This window comes from Winogradskyella sp., from assembly GCF_013213835.1.
In the GTDB taxonomy this organism is placed as follows: domain Bacteria; phylum Bacteroidota; class Bacteroidia; order Flavobacteriales; family Flavobacteriaceae; genus Winogradskyella.
The window spans coordinates 273476-298219 of the sequence record NZ_JABSSU010000001.1 but is presented as its reverse complement, the minus strand read 5'-3'; the positions used below and the strand labels follow the sequence as shown (position 1 = coordinate 298219).

Here is a 24744-nt window from a genome sequence, read left to right as displayed (position 1 = left end):
ATGAAAAACCTACTGATACTATTTCTTTTTGCGTTAATACTACTTGGCTGTAAGTCCCCAGAAGCGAGGTTACCAGAATCGGTACAATCTGGTTCTTTTCTTAAGGAGTCTGCTGAACGTAACAGAAAGTTGAACGAAAAAGAACGACAGCGCATTCAACAAATCATAAAAGACAATCCTGAAAAAAACTATATCGCTTCAGAAAGCGGGTTTTGGTATTATTACAATACTAAAATTGATAATGACACTTTGAAACCAAAATTTGGTGACCTTATAGATTTCCAATTCAATGTTTTAGATTTAGATGGTAATTTGATTTACCCAACTAAATCAAAATCATATGTTATGGATAAGCAAGAGCTTTTTACAGGTTTAAGAGAAGGTTTAAAACTCATGAAACCTGAAGAGAGTATTACGTTTATTTTTCCATCTCAAAAGGCCTTTGGCTATTATGGAGATGATGACAAAATAGGAACAAACGTTCCACTAATATGCGAAGTAACATTAAATACAATAAAACAAGAAAATGATTAAAAAAGCGATTACAGCAATAGTTGTATGTTTGGTATTAGTAAATATCTCATGCCAAGAAAAAAAGTATCCTGATTTACAAGATGGACTTTATGCAGAAATAATAACAACAAAAGGTACTATGGTGGCTGAGCTTTATTATGATAAAGTTCCTGTAACTGTCGCAAATTTTGTTGCTTTAGCAGAAGGCAATCATCCAATGGCAGAGGAAAAATACCAAGGAAAACCATTTTACGATAGTATCATATTTCATAGAGTTATGGATAAGTTTATGATACAAGGTGGGGATCCTTTAGGTAACGGAATGGGTACCGCAGGTTATCGATTCACAGCCGACTTTGACAAAGATTTAAAACACGATACACCAGGAATTCTCTCAATGGCAAATTCTGGTGGTATAAGTACCAATGGAAGCCAATTTTTCATCACAGAAAGACCTTACCCAAGAGGTAATTATTATGATGACAGCGGTAATTTAAAACCTTGTGACCAACCTGGTGTAAGTTGCCACTCCGTTTTTGGAAAACTAGTAATAGGCGTAGAAGTTCAAGATTCTATATCAAATGTGAAAGTTGGAGCAAGAAATAAACCAGTTGAAGATGTCATAATTACCGATCTTAATATAATTAGAATAGGAAAAGACGCTAAATTCTTTGATGCGCCAAAAGTTTTTGAGGAAGAAATGCCACAAGTTGAAGAGTACTTTAAGGCTATGAGAAATGAAGCTCAAGCAGAAGCTAAGGCATTAGCTGAAAAGGCTAAAAATGATTGGTTAAAAAAGAACGAATCTTTAAGTGGACGTCGCATAGACTCTCCTACAGGTATGGCCATGATATTTACCAATGAAAGTAATGGTGTAAAACCAAATTCTGCACAACGCGTAAATATTGATTGCGCTGGGTATTTTGAGGATGGCACACTATTTTGGACAACTTGGAAAGAAGTGGCAGAACAAAACGGCAAATATGATGAAAGACAGGATAAAGCCGGTAGATATGCCCCATTTGATATGCCTTACAATGAAACTGCAAGTTTAGTGGCAGGTTTTAGAGAAGCGATGTTAAATATGAAAGTCGGTGATAAAGCTAGAGTGTTTATCCCTTATTATTTAGGTTATGGTGATAGAGGTCGAGCACCTGTAATTCCACCAAAAACAAACTTAGTATTTGATATAGAAATCGAAAGTATTAAGGAATAAATTGTGCAATAACATAAAAAAAGCAACTACCGAGTAGTTGCTTTTTTTATGCTCCATAACTACCTAAAATTACTTTATAGGTATATTCTCAAGAATCTCAAGTACAAATTTCCAATACTTTTGAGCTGAAGAGATTTGAGCGCGTTCATCTGGAGAATGTGCTCCTTTTATATTAGGTCCAAAACTTATCATATCCATATTTGGATAATTTTGACCTAAAATACCACATTCAAGACCAGCATGACAAGCGGCTACATGCGGTTTTTCACCATTGTTTAGGCGCTCATAAATTGGAACCATTACTTTCAATATTGCTGAATCCATATTTGGCGCCCAACCTGGATAGTCACCAGATAACTCAACACTAAAACCAGCAAGTTCGAAGGTAGATCTTAATGTGTTTGCTAAATCCATTTTAGAAGATTCTACCGAGCTACGAGTTAAACATCCCACTTTCACATGTCCATCTTTTACAATAACTCTAGCAATGTTGTTTGACGTCTCAACTAAGTCCTTAATGTCTGGGCTCATTCGATATACGCCATTATGTGCAGCATAAAGTACTCTTAATAGTTGTTCTTGGTCATCAAATGACATTGTAGCCGCTGGAACATCGACCTCGGAAAGTTCTACCACTAGATCAGGTTCCATAGTCTTTAATTCTTTCTTTATTGTATTTGATAATGCTGTTAGCAATGTTGTAAGAATCTCTTCTTTTTCAGCCTTAAAAACTACAGTTGCCACACTTTCTCTAGGGATTGCATTTCGTAAGCTTCCACCATCAATTTCAGCAATACTTATATCTTCTACTACTGCATAAAGTAAACGGTTCATGATTTTATTAGCATTTCCTAACCCTTCATGTATTTGCATACCAGAATGTCCGCCTTGCAAACCTTTCACTTCAATTTTGTAGGCCTTCTTATCTGATTTATCTACATACGCTTCCGTATAAGTTCTAGTAGCTGTAATATCAACACCACCAGCACATCCTACACCAATTTCATCATCTTCTTCAGTGTCTAAGTTTAAAAGGATTTCACCGTTCAGTAAACCACCCTTTAATCCCATAGCACCAGTCATACCTGTTTCCTCATCAATGGTAAATAGTGCTTCTAAATCTGGATGCGCAATGGAATCACTTTCTAAAATTGCCATTATTGTTGCAACACCTAAACCATTATCTGCCCCAAGTGTGGTTCCTTTAGCTTTTACCCAATCTCCATCCACAAACATGTCTATACCTTGCGTATCAAAGTCAAAAACGGTATCGTTATTCTTTTGGTGAACCATATCTAAATGCGATTGCATTACAATAGGCTTTCTGTTCTCCATACCTTGAGTTGCAGGCTTTCTAATGATAACATTTCCTATGTCATCTTCAATAGTTTCTAAACCAAGATTTTCACCAAAATCTTTCATGAATTTTATGACACGCTCCTCTTTTTTAGAAGGTCTTGGGACAGCATTTAAATCTGCAAATTTATTCCAAAGCGCCTTTGGCTCTAGTGCTCTAATTTCTTCGCTCATATAGTTAATACCGCAATGTGGTGATTTAATTGTTAATAATTCATCTTTCAACAAAATTACGAATTGTAAAAGGATTTTTAAGTAGGAATCCATATTCTTAATAGCTCGCTTTTCGTTATTTTTGGTATATGCTGAAAAACAAAAAATTACTGATCACCTTATTTCTTGGTGTACAGATTCTTGTCATTAATATTCTAAAGAAATATCCTCAATTCGTGGAAGACTTCTACAGCAATGGCATCTATATATTTATATCAAAACTGTCGAGATATGCTTTTGGTTGGTTGCCGTTTTCTGTTGGTGATATGTTTTACACGTTTGCCGGAATCTACGCGATTAGATGGTTTATTATCAATAGAAAACGCATCCTTAAAGACACCATAAATTGGTTGTTAGACATTGGTGCTACAATGTCATTGGCTTACCTTACATTTCATGTACTTTGGGCTTTTAACTATTACAGATTACCTTTAAATGAATCTTTAAATATTAATGCTGAATATACCACAGAAGAATTAGTTGCTTTTACAAACAGACTAATTAAAAAGTCTAATGCTATTCATCTTGAAATTACTAAAAATGATACGCTTAAAGTCATCTTACCCTGTAGCAAATCAGAAGTATTTAGCATGGTTAAAAATGGTTACACTGAATTATCAAAAACATATCCTCATCTAAAATATGAACCTGTTAGCCTCAAAAAATCTATTTACAGTATTCCGTTGACGTACATGGGGTTTTCTGGCTATTTAAACCCTTTTACAAACGAAGCTCAAGTTGATGGATTAATTCCGGTTTATAAATTTCCAACGACGTCGTGTCATGAGGTGGCACATCAAATAGGTTACGCAGCCGAGAACGAAGCTAACTTTTTTGGTTGTTTAGCTTCGGTTCATAATCCTGATAAATATTTCAAATATTCAGGATACACATTTGGTTTGCGTTATTGTCTAAATGAGATTTACAAAAGGGATCAAGAACTCTACAGAGAAACCTTAAAAACCATAAATAAAGGTATCTTAAAAAACTATGCAGAAGTCAGAGCTTTTTGGGATTCTTACGAAAACCCCATTGAACCCATTTTTGAAACAACTTATGATACGTTCTTAAAAAGTAACAACCAAACTGGTGGTATGAAAAGTTACAGCTATGTTGTCGCGCTTTTAGTAAACTATTATAAAGAAAAAGATCTGTAGTTGGTATTTACTTTATAAGCATATCTCCTTCTTCCATCATAAAAATCTCTTTATTTGGTGCTTCTTCTAGTAGTTTAACTTCTAAAAAATCAGTGGTTCCATTTTTAGCAATTGGTTGATTATTCTCATAACTATACCAATCTATACTCTTTGGCAGTTTCAATCCTTTAATATCTTGCCAATTATTATAACGTATAAAATGAAAATCTTTACTTTTTTCATTCTTTCCGAACGTTACAGTATATGCTAACCATTCCATTTGTCCTGTAGCTTCATCGTAATAAATTATATACTGATCATCTGGCGACTCCCCAATTCCTGCTTCATAAGAAATTAAAATCCCAGGATATGTTCTGTCTTCAAAAGTTAAAGGCTCAGCTGTCTCATATGTAATTCCATCATCTCCAATAATAAATGGCATAGCATAGAAATACATCATTAATCCTTTATAAAACCTTGCATTACCTTTATATTCATTACCATCCTTTGCACTAACCCATATATTCTTTCCATCATAACCTAATGTATAAGTTGGCGTCTCAATACGTTCTGATCTTGTTTTTAAGTTTGTAGTGGTGACCTCTTTTCCATTGGCTTTTTCCATAGTGAAAGACAATGTTTTCATTGTATTCCATTTATCAATACCGCCATGAGCATTAAAGACTTTAGTCACATCCTCAGGATAAATACTAGTAGTGACATCTTCTTTAGAAAGGTTTTTATTCATTATTGTAGATTCAACTTCCTGTTGATTTTTGCACGCTGTAACCATTAAAACACTAAGAATTAAAACTATTTTTTTCATAATTACGATTTTAAATTGAACATTCTGAGACGATATAAGTCTTTCAAAATTACATTACTTTTGTTTTAATTATGAATAAAATTATTTCAAGTCCTCAAAACCCATTAATTAAACAACTTTTTCTACTTAAAGAAAAATCAAAATATCGCAAAAAATCAGGTGAATTTTTAATTGAAGGTAAACGCGAATTGTCGTTAGCCATAAAAGGTGGTTATCAAATTAATACCTTATTGTTTTTCCCTGATTTATTTTCTGAAAGTGAGGCAAAGGCTATGAGCCGCTATGGTATTGAAATAATAGAAATCTCAAAAGAGGTATTTCAAAAATTAGCACATCGAGATACTACAGAAGGTGTTATTGCTGTTGTCAATTGCAAAACTCATGAACTTGAAGCATTGAGATTAACATCTAAAAACCCCTTAATTTTAGTAGCTGAAGCACCCGAAAAACCAGGAAACGTAGGCGCCTTGTTGCGTACGGCAGATGCAGCTAATGTTGATGCTGTGATTATTGCCAACCCAAAGGCAGATTTATACAATCCTAATATTATTCGCTCTAGTGTAGGTTGTGTTTTTACTACTGAGATCGCAATAGCAAGCACTGAAGATGCTATTGCATTTTTAAAGAAATATAATTTCAATATTTTTTCTGCGATTCTTCAAGAATCTGAACCTTATCACACACAAGATTACACCTTACCAACAGCAATAGTTGTTGGCACTGAGGCAACAGGTTTAACGCAACAATGGCGAGATGCTGCAACACAAAATATTAGCATACCAATGCAAGGTGTTATTGACTCTATGAATGTTTCTGTAGCCGCAGGAATTCTTATTTTTGAAGCTAAACGGCAACGAAATTTTTTCTAAAATAATCAATACCCTAAAAACAAATTTCAATACATTAGTTTTGTGATTTGGAATTTAACTTAATTGGAAATTGAATCAATATGTCCGCAGAAACTTTATTCTACATCATTATAGCTATCATAGTAATTAACTTTATAAAAGATAAAGTTCTTAATGCTATTAATGCCAAACACTTTAATGACAAAATTCCTAAAGAATTGAATGATGTTTATGATGTTGACGAATATCAAAAATCTCAAAAATATAAAGCGACCAACTATAGATTTGGAATATGGTCTTCCCTATTTTCAATTGTATTAACCTTAGCTTTCTTGTTTTTAGATGGATTTGAATATGTAGACAATATTGCACGCAGCTACACAGAAAACCCGATTGTTATGGCTTTAATATTCTTTGGAATTATCATGTTCGCAAGCGATATTATAACTACACCTTTTGCCTACTACAAAACCTTCGTGATTGAAGAGCAATTTGGATTCAATAAAACAACCCGAAAAACCTTTATTCTAGATAAACTAAAAGGCTTTTTAATGATGGCTATTCTTGGTGGCATTATCATATCTGTAATCATATGGTTTTATCAAGTTACAAGTGAGAAATTCTGGCTATACGCATGGGGAATTGTAACACTATTCACAGTATTTATGAATATGTTTTATTCTAGACTTATTGTCCCAATGTTTAACAAACAAACACCTTTAGAAGAAGGTGAATTAAGAAACAAAATATCAGAATATGCAAAATCTGTAGGTTTTAGTCTGAGCAAAATTTTTGTTATTGATGGTTCTAAACGAAGTACAAAAGCCAATGCTTATTTTTCTGGTTTTGGAAGCGAAAAACGTGTTACACTATACGATACCTTAGTGAATGATTTAGATGATGATGAAATTGTTGCTGTACTTGCTCACGAAGTTGGACATTATAAACGCAAGCACATCATTTTTAATCTAACAACATCAATCTTACTTACCGGATTAACCTTTTATATTCTATCCATATTTATTTCTAATCCATTATTATCTAATGCTATTGGTGTAGAAAAACCTAGTTTTCATGTCGGTTTAATTGCCTTTGGATTGCTCTACTCTCCTATTTCAGAAATTACGGGATTAATTATGAATTACGTCTCACGAGTTTTCGAATATCAAGCAGATGATTATGCTAAAGATACTTACAAAGCAGAACCTTTAATTTCCTCTTTAAAAAAACTTTCTAAAAATAGCTTAAGTAATTTAACACCTCATAAAGCCTATGTATTTATGCATTATTCACATCCAACTTTATTAGATAGAGTTAGGAATTTGAGAAAGTAATTATTTCATACCAAATCGCATTGCCCATTTCATAGAGTTTGTTTATTTTAGTTCTTATGACGGAAGAAGCTATAGAACTAGAGAATAAAGCCATTGCCAAAGCTTACAAAGAATTACTAAAAGTAAGCTATCAGACATTAAGTACAGATGACAAAAAATTGATTCGTCATGCATTTGATGTGGCTGTTGATGCTCATAAAGAACAGCGCCGTAAATCTGGCGAGGCTTATATCTTTCATCCTATCGCGGTCGCTAAAATTGTTGCCCAAGAAATTGGACTAGACGCCACTTCTATTGCTGCAGCATTGCTTCATGATGTTGTTGAAGATAATCCAGATTATACCATAGCAGATATGGAGCGCCTTTTTGGTGAAACTGTTGCTCGTATTGTTGATGGTCTTACAAAAATATCTTCTTTAAAAAAGGATATGGATGTATCTCTACAAGCAGAGAACTTCCGCAAAATGTTGCTGACACTTAATGAAGATGTTCGCGTAATTATTATAAAAATTGCCGATCGCTTGCATAATATGCAAACTATGGATTCTATGCGAGCAGATAAGCAAGTAAAAATTGCTTCAGAAACGCTTTACATCTATGCGCCATTAGCACACAGAATTGGACTCTATAATATTAAAACTGAACTCGAAGATCTTGGATTAAAATATACAGAACCTGAAGTTTACAATGACATTTTAGGTAAAATGCAAGAAAGTAAAGAGGAACAAGACGCTTATATTCGAGATTTCTCAAAAGTCTTGAAGAACTCTTTAAACAAAGAGAACCTTAACTACGAAATAAAAGGACGACCAAAATCTATTTTCAGTATTCGTCGTAAAATGCAAAAACAAGGTGTAACCTTTGAGGAAGTTTATGACAAGTTTGCAATTCGTATCATTTATAAATCCGATATCGCGAACGAAAAGTTTTTGGCTTGGAAAATTTATTCAATAGTTACAGATCACTTTACACCAAATCCGACACGTTTACGAGACTGGATTTCGTCACCAAAATCAACAGGTTACGAAGCTCTTCATATTACTGTAGTTGGACCAAAAAGTCGCTTTGTTGAAGTGCAAATTCGTAGTGAACGTATGAATGAAATCGCTGAAAAAGGTTATGCAGCACACTACAAATACAAAAACGAAAACGAAAAAGAAGACAGTTTAGACCTTTGGATAAATCGTCTTCAAGAAGCCTTAGAAAATAATGAAGCTAATGCAGTAGATTTTGTTGAGCAGTTTAAACTCAACCTATATTCTAAAGAGATTTTTGTCTTTTCACCAAAAGGAGATTTAAAATCGCTACCTAAAGGAGCAACACCTTTAGATTTTGCTTTTAGTATTCATACTGAAGTTGGTATGAGAACTCGTGGCGCAAAAGTTAACGGCAAATTAGTACCGTTGAGTCATGAGTTACAAAGTGGTGATCGCGTTGAAATTTTAACTTCAGACAATGCCAAACCTAATGCCAACTGGCTAGACTATGCAACTACAGCTAGAGCTAGAAGCAAGATTAAATCTGCCTTAAATGCGCATACTAAGGAAATTGCTGAAGAAGGTAAAGAAATATTAAGACGCAAACTGAAACAACTTAAGATTACTCTCAACGAGAAATCAGTTAACGAATTAGTCAACTATTTTAGACTTAGTACGTCATTAGATTTATTTTATCGCGTTGGTATAGGCACCATAGATAATACCAAGTTGAAAGCATTTGCATCATCACGTAGTAATGCTTTTGTGAGTTATATAAAGAATAAAATCCGAAAACCTGACGTACCTAAGGATATTGATAAAGATGAAATCACGTCTAATTTAGACATGATTGTTTTTGGTAAAGAAGAAGAGCGACTCAACTATACGTTGGCAAATTGTTGTAATCCAATACCAGGTGATAAAGTATTTGGCTTTGTTACCATAAATGATGGTATAAAAGTTCATAAAAAGAATTGTCCAAATGCTGTGAGCTTACAATCTAACTATGCTTACAGAATTATGTCAGCGAAGTGGATAGATTCTACCCAAAGAACCTTTACTTCTCAAATAAAACTGTCCGGAATCGATAATTTAGGTTTGGTGAATGACATTACAAAACTCATTTCTGGCAACCTAAATGTAAACATGAAAAGTATAAGTTTTTCTAGTGATGACGGACTTTTTAATGGAAAGATAACAGTTGAAGTTAAAAATCAAACCATGCTTAAAAAGCTTATGGATAAGTTGAAAAAGATTAACGGTATTGATAAAGTTACCCGTATCTAGTGGAAGTAAACTGAGACTTTTGAAAACTTGTTCATTTCTTTAAAGCTTAAACGGTAATTAAATCGCTTTAATCCTATATTTTTATGTAAATTTGCACCTTTAATTATGAATGCAGAAACACAAGAAAGTAACCAAGAAATTGTAAAACGCGTTTTTACACAATTCTTAGAAGATAAGGGACACAGGAAAACACCTGAGCGTTACGCTATACTTCAAGAAATCTATGATAGTGAAGAACATTTTGATATCGAATCTTTATACATCAAAATGAAAAATAAAAACTATCGTGTAAGTCGTGCTACACTTTACAACACTATCGAATTACTTTTAGAGTGTGCTTTAGTGCGCAAACATCAGTTTGGTCAAAACCAAGCACATTACGAAAAATCGTATTTCGACAAACAACATGATCATGTTATTCTTACCGATAGCGGAGAGGTTATTGAGTTTTGTGATCCACGCATTCAATCTATCAAAAAAACCATAGAAGAGGTTTTTGATATTCAAATAACTAATCATTCACTTTACTTTTACGGTAATCGTAAAAAAGACGACTAATTTACTTTAAAAAATGGCAGTAGATTTACTACTAGGACTTCAATGGGGAGACGAAGGCAAAGGAAAAATTGTTGATGTATTTACCTCAAAATATGATATTATTGCCCGATTTCAAGGAGGACCAAATGCAGGTCACACCTTAGTTTTTAACGGTCAAAAGCATGTATTACATACTATTCCTTCTGGTATTTTTCATGACAACACTGTGAACCTTGTAGGAAACGGAGTGGTGATAGATCCAGTCATTTTTAAAAAAGAATTGGATAAATTAGATGAGCAAAATGTTGATTATAAAACATCATTAATCATTTCTCGTAAAGCTCATATTATTTTGCCAACGCATCGTTTGCTTGATGCAGCTAGTGAAGCTTCAAAAGGAAAAGCTAAAATTGGTTCTACTTTAAAAGGTATTGGCCCAACTTACATGGACAAAACAGGTAGAAATGGTATTAGAGTTGGTGATATTGAATTATCTGATTGGAAAGAAAAATATAGAGCGCTTGCTGATAAGCATGAAGCCATGATAGATTTCTACAACGTGGATATTCAGTATGATTTAAAAGAGCTTGAAGAAGAATTCTTCGCAGCTATTGAGACGTTACAATCACTTCAATTTATTGATTCTGAAGAGTATATACATCAATCACAAACTGAGGGAAAATCAATTCTGGCAGAAGGTGCACAAGGCTCTTTACTCGATATAGATTTTGGCACATATCCTTTTGTAACATCTTCTAATACGACTGCTGCTGGTGCTTGCACAGGTTTAGGTGTTGCGCCAAGACAAATAGGTGATGTATTCGGAATATTTAAAGCTTACACTACTCGAGTTGGTTCGGGACCTTTCCCTACAGAATTATTTGATGAAGATGGAGAAACTATGGGTCGTGTAGGTCATGAGTTTGGCGCAACTACAGGTCGCAGAAGACGTTGTGGTTGGTTAGATTTAGTAGCCTTACGTTATGCTTGCCAAGTTAATGGAGTAACGCAATTAATAATGATGAAAGGTGATGTACTTTCTGGTTTTGATACCTTAAAAGTTTGTACGTCGTACAATTATAAAGGTGAAGAAATCACACATTTACCATACAATATTGAGGCTGAAAACGTCACACCAGTTTACACAGAACTTAAAGGTTGGTCAGAAGATTTAACCGAAATGACAGAAGCTTCTCAGTTACCAAAAGAGTTCAATGATTACGTAGAGTATTTGGAAGATCAACTAAATATTCCTATTACTATTGTTTCTGTTGGTCCTGACCGAAAGCAAACTATTGTAAGAAAGACAATCTAGAAAGTCCTTTTCTTGATTCTGTTAAAAAAACTGTTAATCCATAATAAAGCGAATCTATACGTGTTACTTTGTAAAAAACTTATGGCATTGAGTAGTTTAAAGAGTCAGTTACTTACATTTTTATTTTTCCTGTCTCTCATTGGTTTTTCTCAGCAAAAGCAAAAAATAACCATTGAGTATGCTGGTATTGCCTATACAGATCCTAAGATAGAAGAAGGTGCTAAAGTCTTTCTTAGAGATGACTCTCAACAAGTACATTTTGTGCACCAAGGTGCTAATATGTGGTGCGATAAAGCCATATATTACGAAGACCAAGATTACATAGAAGCTTTTAGCAATGTTGTGGTAAAACAAGGTGACACCATTAATATGGTGGCCAAATATGTTGAGTATAGCGGTAAAACGCAACTTGCTTTTGCTCAAGGTGATGTTGTTTTAACCGAACCAAAATCTACCTTAACTACAGATAAACTTCATTTTGATAGGCAACGTCAATTAGCTTATTACAATACAAATGGTAAAGTAGTTAGAGACTCTTCTGGAACTATTACAAGCGTTAATGGTCGCTATTATATGACGGCTAAAAAGTATCAGTTTACAAAAGATGTAGTTTTAATAAATCCTGATTATACATTAAACACAGAACGCCTCGACTTTTTCCCAGATAATGGTCACGCGTATTTATTTGGACCTTCAACTATAGTTGGACAAGACAGAAGAATTTATTGCGAACGTGGTTTTTATGATACCAATACTAATAAAGGTAATTTTCAACGTAATGCAAAAATTCACTACGACAATAGAATCATTGAAGGTGACAGTCTCTATTTTGATAGAGACAAAAGCTTTGCTTCTGCAACCAACAATATTAAAGTAACCGACACCATAAATAATGGTGTTATCAAAGGGCATTATGCAGAAGTTTGGCGAGATAAAGATTCTCTATTCGTTACCAAACGTGCCTTGGCAATTACAGTGCAAGAAAGAGACTCTATCTATTTGCATGCAGATACTTTAATGGTTACCGGAAAAGACGATAATAGAATTACCAGGGCATTTTATAATGCAAGAATGTATAAAAGCGATATGGCCGGTAAAGCAGATTCTATTCATGTAGATCATAAAACAGGATTGACAAAACTCATTAATCTTGAGCGTTTTAGCTCTACAGATGCTTTTGCTACTGCAAGAAAACCAGTGCTTTGGAATATTGGTAATCAAATGACTGGAGATACCATTCACTTAATATCTAACCCTGAAACTGAAAAATTAGATTCGCTTAAAGTGTTCAACAACGCATTTTTGGTAAGTAAAGATACCTTAAGTGAAAATGGTTACAACCAAATAAAAGGGCAACGATTAATTGGATTGTTTAGAGACAACGAACTGTATAACGTGGACATTATTAAGAATGCTGAAACCATTCGTTACATGCGTAATGAGGAAAACGATCTCATCGGTATTCAAAAATCTAAATCAGGAAGTATAAATATTAAAATATTAGAGCAGGCGATTGATGAAGTCAGGTTTATTAATCAAATAGATGGTAATATTTTCCCTGAACCGGATTTCCCGAGAAGTGCACGACGACTTAGAGGATTTGATTGGCGTGGTGAAGAACGCCCAACTTCTGTTGAAGATTTATTTAAAGACGATCCTCCTTTAGAATTACCAAAAATTAAAGGGTTGGATGATTATGTTCCGCCAGAAGAGTTTGTAGACGATAGTGTCACTGAACGTGTTGAAGAAGCTGCAAAAGACACACCAAATAAACCTAATAAAGCAGCCAGAAATCTTCCTAAAAAGGATGACGCGCCAAATCTAATACCTATAAAACCAAATACTCAAAAAGCAAAACAATTGGGTCCTATAAAACCTAAAAAGGAGGAATAATTGCAAGACGACTTTTTAATATATCAAGCACAGACAACTCCGCATCCTTTAGCGATGGAAGTTAGTCATGCTAAGGGTTCTTACATTTATGACAAAAAAGGAAAAGCCTATCTCGATTTTGTAGCTGGTGTCTCTGCGTGTTCTTTAGGACATTCGCATCCTAGAGTAGTTGAAGCGGCAAAAGCCCAATTAGACAAGTATCTACATGTCATGGTTTACGGTGAATATATCTTAGACCCAGCATTAGAGCTTACTAAATTAATAGCAAAACACTTACCTGAACCTTTAGAAACAACTTACTTGGTAAATTCTGGTACAGAAGCCATAGAAGGCAGTTTAAAACTTGCAAGACGATATACAGGAAGAACAGAAATTATTGCTGCTAAAAACTCATATCACGGCAATACAATGGGATCTTTAAGTTTAATGGACTATGAAGAACGTAAAAAGCCTTTCTACCCATTAATACCAGATATTAATCACATTAGTTTTAACTGTGAGTACTGTCTAAACACTATAACTGAGAATACTGCAGCTGTAATTTTAGAAACCATACAAGGTGGTGCTGGGTTTATTGAACCGCATAATGACTACTTATCTAAGGTACAAAAACGATGTAACGACGTAGGTGCTGTTTTTATTTTAGACGAGATTCAGCCAGGTATTGGCAGAACAGGAAAACTTTTTGGTTTTGAAAACTACAATTGCCAACCAGATATTGTAGTCACTGGTAAAGGCCTTGGTGGTGGATTACCGATAGGTGCATTTACAGCTTCTAAAAAAATGATGGACAGCCTTAAAGACAACCCTAAACTGGGACACATCACTACATTTGGTGGCAATCCTGTTATTGCAGCAGCAGCTTTAGCCACACTAAAAGAGATTACAGAATCTAATCTTATGACTGAAGCTATAGAAAAAGAAGAACTCATAAGAACTCACCTTAAGCACCAACATATCAAAGAAATTAGAGGTAAAGGATTGATGCTTGCAGCTATAACTTCTGATGCAGAAATTACGAATAAAGTAGTACTTAAAGCTCAAGACCAAGGTCTAATTTTATTCTGGTTACTTTTTGAGCCTAAAGCCATTAGAATAACTCCTCCATTAACAATTTCTAAGGAAGAAATCATCAAAGGTTGTCAAATTATCACTTCAATTTTAGATTCTATTGAATAGATAAAAAAAGTCTAAATCGCTATTTATCAAAACCTTACAACAACAAAGCCGTGTTAATTAATTTGTTAAAAACATTACTCCAATTTTTCAAGATCTTTAAAGTATAACTGTACTTTTAAATAGGTTAATTATTAAATCGTTCTATGCATTACAGTCACGAAGACGAAAACTTCCCTCTTACTCGTTTTGAGTCGATGTTAAAGACAAACGACATCTTGTTTTTCGACTCTGGTGAATTCGAAAATATTATCCACCACTATCTTGAAAATGGTAAAATTGCTCTAGCTAAAAAAGCAATTAAATTAGGTTTAGCTCAGCATCCCACATCCGTAAACTTAAGATTGTTTCAGGTAGAAATATTAGTAATTGAAAATAAATTTTCTGAGGCAGATGATATCTTGGCTATGCTACATGATGTAGAACCTAATAATGAGGAAATATATATTCAAAAAGCAAATGTTTTATCTAAACAAGATAAACATGAAGAAGCCATTAACACATTGCTTATAGCTGTTGATATTTCTAGCACTCCAGAAGACGATAGTGATTTGTTTGCTTTAATTGGCATGGAATATTTATTCTTAGATCAATTTGAAAATGCCGTAATCTACTTCAAAAAATGTTTAGAGACTGATAATACAGATTATTCTGCTTTGCATAATATTGTGTATTGCTATGATTTCTTAAATCAAAATGATGAAGCAATAACATACCTCAACAATTTTTTAGATAAAAATCCTTATTGTGAAGTTGCATGGCACCAATTAGGCCGTCAATACTTCAACATAAAAGAATACTCAAAAGCGAATGCCGCATTTGACTTTGCAATTATATCTGATGATACTTTTGTTAATGCGTATTTAGAAAAGGGCAAAGTTTTAGAAAAATTAAAACTTTACGATGAAGCCATAGAAAACTATAAAATTACGCTTGCCATTGACGAACCAACCTCATTCGCACTTTTACGTATAGGTCATTGTTATGAAAAGATTGGCCAAGAAGAATTGGCACTACAATTTTTTAAAAAAACCGTGGAAGAAGATGTTCTTTTAGACAAAGGTTGGATAGCTATCACAAAGTTTTACATGAAACGCTTAAACTATCAAAAAGCTTTACACTATATTAATAAGGCGGTTAATATTGATGGTGAAAATGTACTTTATTGGAAACTCTTTGCCACAGTAAATAAGCGCTTAAATTTCCTCGAGGAGGCTGAACAAGGTTACAAACGTGCATTAGAATTAGGTAATTACGAACTTGAAACCTGGATAGACAGATCTGATATTTTAACTGCGCTGGGTGAATATAATGCTGCAATCTTTAATTTAATTCAAGCCGCTGAATTTTACCCAGAAAACCCTGAAATTGAATACAGACTTGGTGGTTTGTATTTTAAAACTCACGAATCGGATAAAGGACGTTTTCACCTTAAAAATGGTTTACGAATAGATTTTGATTATAATTTTATTATTTCAGAATTATTTCCAAGACTTATGGAAAGACCAATGATTAGAACCATAATAGCAGAGTCTAAGAGGATTTCTAACTAAGCGTTTCAGTTATTATCTATCAAAAAATCTTACCTTAGCCAACATATTTCAATAGAAAATGCAAAGACGCTTAATTGATTACCTTGTAATCTCATTTAAAGGAATAGCCATGGGAGCGGCTGATGTTGTTCCAGGTGTTTCTGGTGGCACAATAGCTTTTATATCTGGTATTTACGAAGAACTTATAGAAAGTATTGATAAAGTTAGTTTAGATGTTTTTAAAGTCTGGAGGAAAGAAGGTTTAAAAGCAGCTTGGAGTTCAATAAACGGTAGCTTTTTGCTAGCTCTATTCTCTGGCATTGCAATTAGCATTTTATCATTAGCAAAACTTATAAAATGGCTTTTACATAATGAACCAGTTCTATTATGGTCATTCTTTTTTGGGCTAGTACTAGCGAGTATTCTTTATATAGCTAAACAAATTAAATCTTGGTCACCATTGGTTATTATTGCAATTGCGGCTATTTCAGTTTTATCTTATTACATAACATTAGCAGAACCCTTTGCGTCACCTGATAGTCCTTTTTATCTTTTATTCTGTGGTTTTATAGCAATAATAGCTATGATTTTACCTGGTGTTTCGGGCGCATTTATTTTATTAATACTCGGGGCTTACCAAACAGCTATTGATACCATAAATAACCTTAGAGATGGACTGCTCAATGGTAATATGGAATTATTTAAAGATGCATTATTAAAGTTTGTATTACTTGGTATAGGCGCAGCAGTTGGGCTTAAAGTATTTTCTAAAGCCTTAAACTGGATGTTTAAACACCAAAAGAACCTCACACTAGCTATTCTTACTGGTTTTATGATTGGTTCCTTAAATAAAATTTGGCCTTGGAAAGAAGTCCTTAAAACTAGAATTAATTCTGAAGGCGAAGAAGTTACCCTATTAGATAAGAGTATACTACCTTCAAACTATGAAGGTGATAATGAATTAATTTTAGCTGTAGTATTTATAGTAATAGGATTTGCGACTATACTCATCTTAGAAAAACTAGGAAACAAAAAACCAAAGACTTAATGCAAAGCACAAGAACCTTAAGAGATCGTATTTTTTTGGTCATAAAGGGTTTGGCAATGGGTGCTGCAAATAAAGTTCCTGGTGTCTCAGGTGGTGTTGTTGCCTTTGTTGCAGGTTTTTATGAAGAATTCATTTATTCCTTACAACGCGTCAATAAAACTGCTTTTAAGTTACTTGTAAACGGACGTTTTAAAAGCTTTATTCAATACATTAATGGTCGATTCTTAGGGTTATTAATTTTCGGAATGGTGGTGAGTTATTTTAGTGTCTCTAAAATACTTGACTATCTTATTGTTAATTACGAGCTCTATGTTTGGAGTGCCTTTTTTGGTATGATTATTGGTTCTATCTATTATATCAGTAAAGATTTTGGGACTTGGAATCGTAAAACAATTGCAGCATTAATTTTAGGTGCTTCAGCCGGCATTAGTATAAGCTTTTTAGACCCTGCCACAGAAAATGATAATTTATTTTTTGTTTTTTTCTGCGGTATTATTAGCGTTTCTGGTATGACACTACCAGGATTTTCAGGTTCCTTTATCCTCATACTATTAGGTAATTATGTGCTTCTACTTGTAGATTCTGTGAATGCCTTATACGACACAATGGCGGATATATTTAGTGGTAATTTTAATTTCGTTAAGGACGCAGTTAGAATGAGGTTACTTAAAGTTTTAGGTGTTTTTACTTTAGGTTCTGTTGCAGGCTTAGTATCATTCTCACACTTATTAAACTACATTTTAAAACACTACAAAAATATTACCATGGCTACCATTGTAGGTTTTATCATCGGTTCGCTTGGTGTAGTTTGGCCATGGAAAAAAACAATATATAAAACAACAGAAGACGGCAGTTACCTGTTAGACTCCACAGGTAAACAAATCATTGAAAACTATGTTAGATATTTCCCAGAAGCTAATACACAGACTTTTTTAGCAATTGCCTATATTGTTCTCGGAATATTAGTAGTTCTAGGATTAGAATGGTATGGACAACGTACAAGAAGAATTAAGTCATAAATACGGTTTAGTAGGTAAAAACATTTCCTACTCATTCTCTAGAAGTTATTTCGCTAAAAAGTTTAAAAGTGAAGGACTTCAACACACCTATGTAAATTTTGATATTGATTCAATTGAAAAATTTGAATCCATCATAAAAGACACTCCCAACTTAAAAGGACTAAATGTCACGATTCCTTATAAAGAACAAGTCATACCTTTACTTGACGAACTTAATGAGCATGCACGTAAAATTGGCGCCGTAAACACTATAAAAATAACGCGCTATCAAAAACTCATCGGCTTCAATACAGATTATTATGGTTTTAAAAATTCTATTAAACCACATCTTAAAGAGCATCATAAACATGCATTAATATTAGGAACTGGAGGTGCGTCTAAAGCTATAGCCTATGCCTTGGAGGAATTAGGTATTCAGTACGATTATGTTTCAAGAAATGTGAAAGAAGACGTAAAATTTTTATACACTGACTTGACTAATGATATCATCTCTACATATAGTGTAATTATCAACTGTACACCAATAGGTACTTATCCTAATGTCAATGAATGCCCTGACATTCCATACGAAGCCGTTACAAAAAATCATATCCTTTATGACCTTATTTATAATCCAGAACAAACCAAATTTTTAAGTTGTGGAGATATGATGGAGGCAACGACAATTAATGGTCTCGAAATGCTCGAGTTACAGGCTGACAAAGCTTGGGAAATTTGGAACCAATACTAAAACCTTACAGTAACGTTAATTTCTTGTCAATTCTAACAGTTGTTAGTATCTTTAACAACTGTACTAAAAAATTGACCTATGTCTGAGAATGATAACCTGCAAAACGCAGAAGGAATTAAAGAAACAGAAATAGAAAATACTTCTGCCGAACCAACAAATGAAAATTTAGAATCTGAAGCTAAAACGACTACTGAAGAAGTAGTTGGAACTGATGCTGAAGACCATGTGAATGAAATTGAAGCTTCAAATGCTGAGGATGCTGAAGACGAAGCCAATGCAGAGCGCCATGAGGTTGAAGAAAAAGACTATCATTCAATGTCTTTGCAAGATTTGGCAACTGAGCTTAATCGATTATTAAAGCACCACAAGATTCAAACCATATCTAAGCAAGTAAATCTTATTAAAGCTGAATTTAATGCTAAATTTGGCCAATTGCTTGAAGAAAAGAAAGAAGAATTTATCAACGAAGGTGGCAATGAATTAGATTTCTACTATACCAACGACACAAAAAAACTATTCAACCAGCTTTACAAAGATTACAAACAATCTATAAGCTCATATTATAACGAGCGCGAGCAAAACTTAAAACAAAACTTAGAGAAGCGCTTGTCTATTATAGAAGAAATTAAAGGACTTCTTAATGTTGAAGAAAATATAAATACAACTTACAAGCACTTTAAAGAACTTCAAGATAGCTGGAGAAATGCTGGGCCTATCCCTAGAGACAAGTATAATAATGCATGGAATTCTTATCATCATCATGTAGAACGTTTTTATGATTTCTTACATCTTAACAACGATCTAAGAGACATGGACTTTAAGCATAACTATGAACAAAAGATGAAAATCATAGATCGCGCTGAAGAACTAGCAAAGGACGACAACATCAACCGTTCATTTAGAGAATTACAGGTATTGCACAAGTTATGGAAAGAAGAACTTGGACCTGTAGCTAAAGAGCATAGAGAAGAAATTTGGGAACGCTTTAGCAACGCTACTAAAACCATTCATGACAAACGCCAAGCTTATTATGCAGATTTAGATAAAGCTTATGAAAAAAATCTAGTCAAAAAGGAGGAGATTATTTCAAATATTCAAGCCATAGCAGAAGATGCTTCGAATTCTCATAGTGCTTGGCAGAAAAAAATTAAAGAAGTTGAAGCGCTTAGAGAGTCGTTCTTTAATGCCGGAAAAGTTCCTTTAAAAGTGAATGAGGCTACTTGGGCAAAATTTAAGGAGGCAGTTAGAACTTTTAATAGAGGTAAAAATAAATTCTACAAAGAGTTAAAGAAAGGACAATACGAAAATCTATTGAAAAAAAGAGAGCTTATAAAAATAGCTCAAGAGAATAAAGACAGTGATGACTTTGAGGTGGTTACTCCTTTAATGAAAAAAATTCAGAGTGATTGGAAAAAAATTGGTCATGTACCTAGACGAGATAGCGATAAAATCTGGAAAGAATTTAAGGATGCCTGCAACTATTTTTTTGATAGAATGCACCAACAACGTAAAGCCGAAAATCAGCATTTATACGATGCTTTCGATAAAAAAGTAAAATTATTAGATGATTTAAAGGCATTTGAACTTACTGATGACAACAAGGCAAATGTTGATACTTTAAAGTCTAAAATTGCCGAATGGAAAGCCATCGGACATGTTCCACAAAATAAGAGATATATTGATGGGAAATTTTACAAAGCCATTGATGATGCTTTTGATAAAATTAAAATGGACAAGTCTAAACTAGACATGGTGAAATTTGAGAGTAAGCTTGAAAACTTGGCAAATCCAGATGATACTAGATTGCTAGACAATGAACAAAACTTTATTCGTAAAAAAATTGGAGAAGTACAATCGGAAATCACTCAATTAGAAAATAATCTTCAGTTTTTCTCTAATGTTGATGAGACTAATCCTTTAGTAAAAGATGTTCTCAAAAACATTGAAAAACACAAGAGTGAATTAGACTCATGGAAAGCAAAGTTGACAAAAATACGCGGCATGTATTCATAAGTTTGACTTCCCATATATTTTTAATAAATTCAAAAACCATCTGCTAATAACAGATGGTTTTTGCCTAACTAAACTAAATTTAACCTTAATTACAACCGCAAATAATAACTAAGATCTCCTACTAAGATTATAAAAACTTTGAGTTCTTATTTGTTATAGTTACGTAAGGAAATAAAGTCTTAGATGTTTAGTTTTTATACTTTAAAGAAATTTTAACAAAAACTGTTATTCCTGCAAAGACAGGAATGAAAATAGCAATATTATAAAGACTTTGCTTCTTCCCAAAAGACATCCATTTCAGAAAGTGTCATATCTTTCAAGGACTTATTCAGGTCTTTGGCTTTACTTTCTAGATATTGAAAACGTTTCATGAATTTTTTATTCGTGCGCTCAAGCGCATTTTCAGGATTTACCGTAAGAAAGCGTGCGTAATTTATCATAGAAAATAATACATCACCAAATTCACTTTCAATAGCATCTTGGTTTCCATTTGCTATTTCAGATTTTAATTCGGCTAGTTCCTCTTCAACTTTATCAAATACTTGTTCTGGTTTTTCCCAATCAAAACCAACACCGGCAACTTTATCTTGTATACGATTGGCTTTTACCATTGCTGGCAAACTTCTTGGGACTCCTTCAAGCACACTTTTTTTACCTTCTTTAAGTTTTATCTGCTCCCAATTGCGCTTAACCTCTTCTTCGTTTTCAACGGTTACGTCACCATAAATATGCGGATGACGTTCTACGAGCTTATCACAGATGCTATGACATACGTCTGCAATATCAAAGCTATTGGTCTCACTACCTATTTTAGAATAAAATACAATGTGTAATAACACATCACCAAGTTCTTTTTTGACCTCGTCTAAATCTTGGTCTAAAATAGCATCACCAAGTTCGTAAACTTCTTCAATAGTTAGGTGGCGAAGTGATTCCATAGTCTGCTTCTTATCCCATGGACATTGCTCTCGCAACTCATCCATAATGATAAGCAAACGCTCAAATGCTTTAAGTTGTGTTGCCTTATCTGACATTCTTATTCTTCTTCAGAAGCGTCAACTACTTCTTCTTCCGCTTCTAATACATTTAACAGATTGTTCTTGTGCAATAAATTGTACCACTGTATAACCTTCTTAATATCTGAAGCATATACTCTATCTTCATCGTAATCTGGTAATACTCCGAAGAAATACTCTTCTAAAGCATCCTTTCCGTCTTTATGACTAATAGATGTTGGCTCACCATTTTCTTTGTCCTTAATCTTTTTAAGAACATCTTTTAACGGTACTTCTTCTGTTAATGTATAAATAGCAATCTCACTTAAAATACTAATGTTGCTATGCGCACCTACAGTAATTCTCTTTTTATCTAAAAGAGATTGCACAACCGCACCAGTTCTTGTTTGCGTTACGATTTCGTATAGTCCTGGTTTACCAGAAATTGCTAATATTTTATCTAAACCCATATATATTTTTTTAACGCTTTCTGCTCATTGCAGGAAAACGCATTTTATAATCTATTCTTATTTTTCCCTTTGAAATATTGGTTAATTTACCTTTAATAAGACGTTTCTTAAATGACGATAATTTATCAGTAAACAAAACACCTTCTATATGATCATATTCATGCTGAATCACTCTTGCTATTAAACCATCATATTCCTCAACATGAGTTTCAAAATTCTCATCTTGATATTGAATTTTAATCTTCGGTTGTCTAAACACATCTTCTCTAACATCCGGAATACTCAAACAGCCTTCATTAAATGCCCATTCGTCGCCTTCTTCTTCCAAGATCTGAGCATTTATAAATGTTTTTTTAAACCCCTTTAATTCTGCTCTTTCTTCTTCTGATAAATTCTCATCATCAGCAAATGGCTCGGTATCTACCAAAAACAAACGAATAGGCAAACCTATTTGAGGTGCAGCCAAACCAACACCATAAGCACCATACATCGTTTCGTACATATTATCTAAAAGCTCGTTTAGCTTAGGATAATCTTTATCAATTTCCTTTGCCTTTTTCTTCAACACAGGATCTCCGTATGCAACAATTGGTAAAATCATAATCAGTTATTTTCGGGTGCAAAAGTATCAAATTTCAAAAACTATAATTCAAAATCCAAAAACTAAATTGTTAATATTAATTTAATGTGATCTTGATAAATAGCTCTGCAGTATGAGAGTAGCACTTATCTCATCAACTAAAGCCTTATTTTGCCTTTGCTTCTTTTTTAGACCACTATCTATCATGGTCTGAAAAGCCATTTTTGAAGTAAATCTTTCATCTTCACGTTCTATGGAAATATGTGGAATTTGTTTTTGTAATTCTACTAAAAACTTTTGAATATAAACTTCGCTTTCTGAAGCAGAGTTATTCATCTGCTTTGGTAAACCAACCACAAACTTTTCAACGTTTTCACCACTAACGTAATCCTTAAGAAACGTCAATAGTTCATTTGTATCAACGGTAGTAAGACCAGAAGCAATAATTTGTAGCTCGTCCGTTACTGCAATACCCGTTCGTTTTGTACCGTAATCTATTGCCAATATTCTTCCCATATACTGCAAATGTAAATCAAAAAAAGCGCTCCCCGCCAAGGAAGCGCTTAAATAATTAGCTATTAATTAAATTTTGAATTATTTCCCTCTTTAAATAAATCAATCGTTTAATTATTCATTTGACACGTACTTTTTAAAAAAGTCACAAATCATTAAAAAAAGAAAACCTCTCTTACATTGGGGAAGAGAGGTTTCTAAAATTAGCTATTAATTAAAACCTTCGATATAATATAAATATCGTTGCCTTTAACACCTATATGACACCTAATTTTTATATAAGTCACATTTTGAAAATTTTTTTTTTAGTTGCCTAAACAAGAACTTATCTTTGACAAAAATTTTGAAAACTACTATGGAACAACTTCAAACGATTATAGAAAACGCATGGAATGATAGATCATTACTAACAGATCAAACGACAATTGATGCGATTAGAAATGTGATTAATCTAATTGATGAAGGCTCTTTAAGAGTAGCTCAACCAACAGACGATGGATGGCAGGTGAACGAATGGGTAAAAAAAGCTGTGGTCTTATATTTCCCTATTCAAAAAATGGAAACATTTGAAGTTGGCATTTTTGAATATCATGATAAAATTCCTTTAAAACGCAACTATGAAGACAAGGGAATTAGAGTTGTACCTCATGCAGTTGCAAGACACGGAGCTTATATCTCAAAAGGTGTAATTTTGATGCCTAGTTATGTAAATATTGGCGCATATGTTGATGAAGGCACTATGGTAGACACTTGGGCAACTGTTGGTAGTTGTGCACAAATCGGTAAAAATGTTCACCTCTCTGGTGGTGTTGGTATTGGAGGTGTTTTAGAGCCTCTCCAAGCGGCACCGGTTATTATTGAAGATGGGGCATTTATTGGTAGTAGATGTATTGTGGTTGAAGGTGTAAGAGTAGAAAAAGAAGCAGTACTTGGTGCTAATGTTGTGCTTACAATGAGTACAAAAATTATAGATGTTACAGGAGATGAACCGGTTGAAATGAAAGGTGTTGTACCAGCGCGTTCTGTTGTAATTCCTGGAAGTTATACCAAGAAATTTGCAGCTGGTGAATATCAAGTACCGTGTGCTTTAATTATTGGTAAACGTAAAGAAAGTACAGATAAGAAAACATCCCTAAACGATGCTTTACGTGAGTACAATGTAGCTGTATAATTCTTATTGAAATAAAAAGTAGTCAAATCCCAAATTCTTGTATTTT

At 33.6% G+C, this 24744-nt stretch carries 22 protein-coding genes; 16 read left to right on the top strand and 6 right to left on the bottom strand.

What is annotated here, in order from left to right:
• Both gldI and HRU50_RS01360 read left to right on the top strand, forming a co-directional pair.
• Entirely contained in the window at positions 1-534 is a 534-nt protein-coding gene (gene gldI, locus HRU50_RS01365; protein WP_296347370.1) for a gliding motility-associated peptidyl-prolyl isomerase GldI, read from the top strand.
• A complete protein-coding gene (locus tag HRU50_RS01360; RefSeq protein WP_296347368.1) occupies positions 527-1729 on the top strand; it encodes a peptidylprolyl isomerase in 1203 nt (400 codons plus the stop codon). The genes gldI and HRU50_RS01360 overlap by 8 nt, the downstream gene beginning before the upstream one ends.
• 69 nt (positions 1730-1798) lie before the next feature.
• On the opposite strand, the gene HRU50_RS01355 is transcribed toward HRU50_RS01360, so the two are convergent.
• Positions 1799-3259 (bottom strand): aminoacyl-histidine dipeptidase, encoded by a 1461-nt coding sequence (locus HRU50_RS01355; protein WP_296347366.1) that lies wholly within the window; start codon positions 3257-3259, stop codon positions 1799-1801.
• 128 nt (positions 3260-3387) lie between these two features.
• Here HRU50_RS01355 and HRU50_RS01350 point away from each other — a divergent pair, with 128 nt between their 5' ends.
• A complete protein-coding gene (locus tag HRU50_RS01350) occupies positions 3388-4455 on the top strand; it encodes a DUF3810 domain-containing protein (protein WP_296347364.1) in 1068 nt (355 codons plus the stop codon).
• Between the two features lie 7 nt (positions 4456-4462).
• Here the strand turns inward: HRU50_RS01350 and HRU50_RS01345 are convergent, their stop codons facing one another.
• On the bottom strand, positions 4463-5260 hold the full coding sequence (locus HRU50_RS01345; protein ID WP_296347361.1) for a DUF6503 family protein: 798 nt from the start codon (positions 5258-5260) through the stop codon (positions 4463-4465).
• Between the two features lie 71 nt (positions 5261-5331).
• On the opposite strand from HRU50_RS01345, the gene HRU50_RS01340 reads away from it, so the two are divergent.
• From HRU50_RS01340 to HRU50_RS01285, 12 genes are all read left to right on the top strand, one after another.
• The gene (locus HRU50_RS01340; protein ID WP_296347359.1) at positions 5332-6129 is read left to right on the top strand and encodes an RNA methyltransferase; all 798 of its coding nucleotides are present in this window, start codon (positions 5332-5334) and stop codon (positions 6127-6129) included.
• 80 nt (positions 6130-6209) lie between these two features.
• Positions 6210-7442 carry a M48 family metallopeptidase gene (locus HRU50_RS01335; protein ID WP_296347357.1) on the top strand — a complete coding sequence of 411 codons (1233 nt, stop codon included), beginning with the start codon at positions 6210-6212 and terminating at the stop codon, positions 7440-7442.
• 56 nt (positions 7443-7498) lie between these two features.
• Positions 7499-9706, top strand: a complete 2208-nt coding sequence (locus tag HRU50_RS01330; RefSeq protein WP_296347355.1) for a RelA/SpoT family protein — start codon at positions 7499-7501, stop codon at positions 9704-9706.
• A gap of 105 nt (positions 9707-9811) precedes the next feature.
• The gene (locus tag HRU50_RS01325; RefSeq protein WP_296347353.1) at positions 9812-10264 is read left to right on the top strand and encodes a Fur family transcriptional regulator; all 453 of its coding nucleotides are present in this window, start codon (positions 9812-9814) and stop codon (positions 10262-10264) included.
• 13 nt (positions 10265-10277) lie between these two features.
• Positions 10278-11558: an adenylosuccinate synthase gene (locus tag HRU50_RS01320; protein ID WP_296347352.1), complete on the top strand. Its 1281-nt coding sequence runs from the start codon at positions 10278-10280 to the stop codon at positions 11556-11558.
• A gap of 81 nt (positions 11559-11639) precedes the next feature.
• A complete protein-coding gene (locus tag HRU50_RS01315; RefSeq protein ID WP_296347350.1) occupies positions 11640-13451 on the top strand; it encodes an OstA-like protein in 1812 nt (603 codons plus the stop codon).
• Positions 13452-14630, top strand: coding sequence for an aspartate aminotransferase family protein (locus tag HRU50_RS01310; protein WP_296347348.1), 1179 nt, complete (start codon positions 13452-13454; stop codon positions 14628-14630).
• Between the two features lie 143 nt (positions 14631-14773).
• Positions 14774-16180 (top strand): tetratricopeptide repeat protein, encoded by a 1407-nt coding sequence (locus tag HRU50_RS01305; RefSeq protein WP_296347346.1) that lies wholly within the window; start codon positions 14774-14776, stop codon positions 16178-16180.
• Positions 16181-16238: 58 nt separating this feature from the next.
• Positions 16239-17207, top strand: coding sequence for a DUF368 domain-containing protein (locus HRU50_RS01300; RefSeq protein WP_296347344.1), 969 nt, complete (start codon positions 16239-16241; stop codon positions 17205-17207).
• Positions 17207-18226, top strand: a complete 1020-nt coding sequence (locus tag HRU50_RS01295) for a DUF368 domain-containing protein (protein ID WP_296347342.1) — start codon at positions 17207-17209, stop codon at positions 18224-18226. Before HRU50_RS01300 ends, HRU50_RS01295 begins: the two co-directional genes overlap by 1 nt.
• On the top strand, positions 18195-18956 hold the full coding sequence (locus tag HRU50_RS01290) for a shikimate dehydrogenase (protein WP_296347340.1): 762 nt from the start codon (positions 18195-18197) through the stop codon (positions 18954-18956). The genes HRU50_RS01295 and HRU50_RS01290 overlap by 32 nt, the downstream gene beginning before the upstream one ends.
• A 78-nt stretch (positions 18957-19034) precedes the next feature.
• A complete protein-coding gene (locus HRU50_RS01285) occupies positions 19035-20969 on the top strand; it encodes a DUF349 domain-containing protein (RefSeq protein WP_296347339.1) in 1935 nt (644 codons plus the stop codon).
• Positions 20970-21229: 260 nt separating this feature from the next.
• Here HRU50_RS01285 and mazG read toward each other — a convergent pair whose 3' ends face one another.
• The 4 genes from mazG to ruvX all read right to left on the bottom strand — a co-directional run bounded on the left by mazG (position 21230) and on the right by ruvX (position 23530).
• A complete protein-coding gene (gene mazG / locus HRU50_RS01280; protein WP_296347337.1) occupies positions 21230-22003 on the bottom strand; it encodes a nucleoside triphosphate pyrophosphohydrolase in 774 nt (257 codons plus the stop codon).
• 2 nt (positions 22004-22005) lie between these two features.
• The gene (locus tag HRU50_RS01275) at positions 22006-22434 is read right to left on the bottom strand and encodes a DUF5606 domain-containing protein (RefSeq protein ID WP_296347334.1); all 429 of its coding nucleotides are present in this window, start codon (positions 22432-22434) and stop codon (positions 22006-22008) included.
• Between the two features lie 10 nt (positions 22435-22444).
• A complete protein-coding gene (gene def, locus HRU50_RS01270) occupies positions 22445-23035 on the bottom strand; it encodes a peptide deformylase (RefSeq protein ID WP_296347332.1) in 591 nt (196 codons plus the stop codon).
• Between the two features lie 81 nt (positions 23036-23116).
• Positions 23117-23530 carry a Holliday junction resolvase RuvX gene (gene ruvX, locus HRU50_RS01265; RefSeq protein ID WP_296347330.1) on the bottom strand — a complete coding sequence of 138 codons (414 nt, stop codon included), beginning with the start codon at positions 23528-23530 and terminating at the stop codon, positions 23117-23119.
• Positions 23531-23882: 352 nt separating this feature from the next.
• Here ruvX and HRU50_RS01260 point away from each other — a divergent pair, with 352 nt between their 5' ends.
• Positions 23883-24698 (top strand): 2,3,4,5-tetrahydropyridine-2,6-dicarboxylate N-succinyltransferase, encoded by an 816-nt coding sequence (locus tag HRU50_RS01260; protein ID WP_296347328.1) that lies wholly within the window; start codon positions 23883-23885, stop codon positions 24696-24698.
• Positions 24699-24744: the final 46 nt, after the last annotated feature.